Genomic DNA, 2,203 nt, shown 5'->3' with positions numbered 1-2,203 from the left:
ACTTTATCTCTTTCCATAATTGCTCTTTTAAAATATGGTTATCAAAAAATTGTGTGTACAAATATCCAGAAAAAACTGAAAAACTAACATCTAAAACAGGCAGTATCGTTTGACATATCTGAAAAATAGGTTGGCTTTTTAAGCCAATCTTTTTAAAATACTTTTCTAAAGTTTTATCAAAAAATTTAGCAGAATATATCATTCTAGTTTTATTTGAATCAAAATCGTTTTCAATAAAATCTTTCCATTCTTTTCCAATTTTTTCAACATCGTTTAAAAAAATCTCAATTTTTTTAAAATGTTCACAAAACTCGGATTTTAAAGTATTAGAAAAATTTTCAAAAGTTGCTTGGCATACAAAAGTAGCACACTGGTCATATTTAATTTCTATATCTGGTAAATTTCTCTCGTGCAAACTTATATTAGTTTTTTCAATAAATTTTTTTAATATTCCTTCATTTAAATCATTTGCAAAGTATGGATAACACGCAGCTGTTTCCACTGTATCCTTATAGCAAGCAACTTCAAAGTTGTTTCCTAATAGCAATGAAACAATTTCTGAAACAGGGCTATTTCCAATAATTGCAATTTTATAATCATTCATAGAACTTACCTAATAATATACTAGCAGTATTCCCAGCGAATGCATAAGAATTAGACAAAGCAAAATCAATTTTTTTATTTATTCCATCAGTAGGCAAATTTATCGAATCTGCTCTTCCCATTTCATCTTTCAAACGTACATTTGGAATAATGTAGTCTTGGTCAATAGTTAGCAGAGTTGAAGCTAATTCAATTGCACCAGCAGCAGCTAGACAGTGACCAATCATAGATTTGTTTGTCGATACATAAACATCAGTTTCTCCAAAAAAATTCTCAATAGCATAAATTTCCATTGCATCATTAAGCTTAGTTCCAGTTCCATGCGAATTAATATAAGTTATATCCGTTGGGGTAATTAAAGTATTGGAAAGCGCCATTCCCATAGAGGCAATAGCCCCCTCTCCAAAAGGACTTGGGCTAGTAATATGATAAGCATCATTATTAATTCCGTAACCAAATATTTCAGCATAAATTTTTGCATTTCTTTGAATTGCAGACTCTAGTGTCTCTATAACAAAGAATGCACCGCCTTCACCAATATTAATACCATCTCTATCATTGTCAAATGGTTTACATAGAGAGGAGCTCAAAGACTTTAAAACATTAAATCCGAGACACGAAAATTCAGTCAATGGATCGGCACCACCACAAATAACTAAATCCGCTTTTCCCGATTTTATTAAATCGTATGCCATACCTGCAGCAGTTGTCCCCGCAGCACAAGCTGCCATCGTTACATAACAACCTCCTAAAATTCCGCATTTATCTTTTATCCATGGAACAAAACTTGGTATTTGTGTTAACCATTCAGATTGTAAAATACCATTCCGAGTGTCTTTTACATGACCAATTATTCTTCCATTTGCTGCTAAAGAAGTTGCAAATGTTAAATATGATTTTTCTTTATAGCTTGATACAATTTCCGGCGTTAAATTAGCATCTTCATATGCTTCCTCAATTGCCTGTTCCATTATGTAAATAATTCTTTCCTTCTCTTGTGGAGTATTTGTTAAATATGGAAAATCTGGATTATCAATTTCTCCAACGAATTCAGTTCGAAATTTAGTAGAATCAAAAAGTGTTGCTTTTTTCAAACCAGAAATACCATGTTTACTATTTTCAAAAAAGGCATCTTTGCCGCTCCCATTCGCAGCAAGTACACCTATTCCAGTAATTACTATTCTTTTTTCCATTTAAAAACAAAAACAGATTAAAAGCCAACAAACATTCAGCTTTCAATCTGCTCCTTTCTAATTTAATCCTTTTTCTTCACGAATATAATCTGCAATAGAAGAAACACTTCTAAAAATCGCCATATCCTCATCACTAACTTTTACGTCAAATGTTTCCTTTAAACCTACAACCAGTTCTAAAGCATCGACAGAATCTAAACCTAGACCTTCATCCTCATCATCTGAATATGAAGCAAATATTGGTGAATCGAAATCAAATTCGTTTTCATCAACTTCATCCAACCCCAACTTTTCTACAATCATATTTAAAACTTGTTTTTCAATAGAATCCATTAATTAATATCCTCCAACTATAGATTATATCATCTGAAAATGATATTTTTTATTTATTTTAGGGTACCTCTAAT

Annotated in this window: 3 protein-coding genes; all 3 read right to left on the bottom strand. The window is 31.4% G+C overall.

What is annotated here, in order from left to right; genetic code table 11:
- The coding region (locus tag D8805_RS09870) for a hypothetical protein (protein ID WP_142999753.1) at positions 1-604 on the bottom strand (604 nt) is incomplete at its 3' end.
- Positions 597-1,796 (bottom strand): beta-ketoacyl-[acyl-carrier-protein] synthase family protein, encoded by a 1,200-nt coding sequence (locus D8805_RS09865; protein WP_125417117.1) that lies wholly within the window; start codon positions 1,794-1,796, stop codon positions 597-599. The genes D8805_RS09870 and D8805_RS09865, both read right to left, overlap by 8 nt.
- A 57-nt stretch (positions 1,797-1,853) precedes the next feature.
- The gene (locus D8805_RS09860; protein WP_125417115.1) at positions 1,854-2,129 is read right to left on the bottom strand and encodes an acyl carrier protein; all 276 of its coding nucleotides are present in this window, start codon (positions 2,127-2,129) and stop codon (positions 1,854-1,856) included.
- Positions 2,130-2,203 lie beyond the last annotated feature (74 nt).

This window comes from Streptococcus oralis subsp. dentisani, assembly GCF_003944205.1.
Classification (GTDB): Bacteria; Bacillota; Bacilli; order Lactobacillales; family Streptococcaceae; genus Streptococcus; species Streptococcus oralis_BH.
This window is presented reverse-complemented; position numbering and strand designations above follow the sequence as displayed.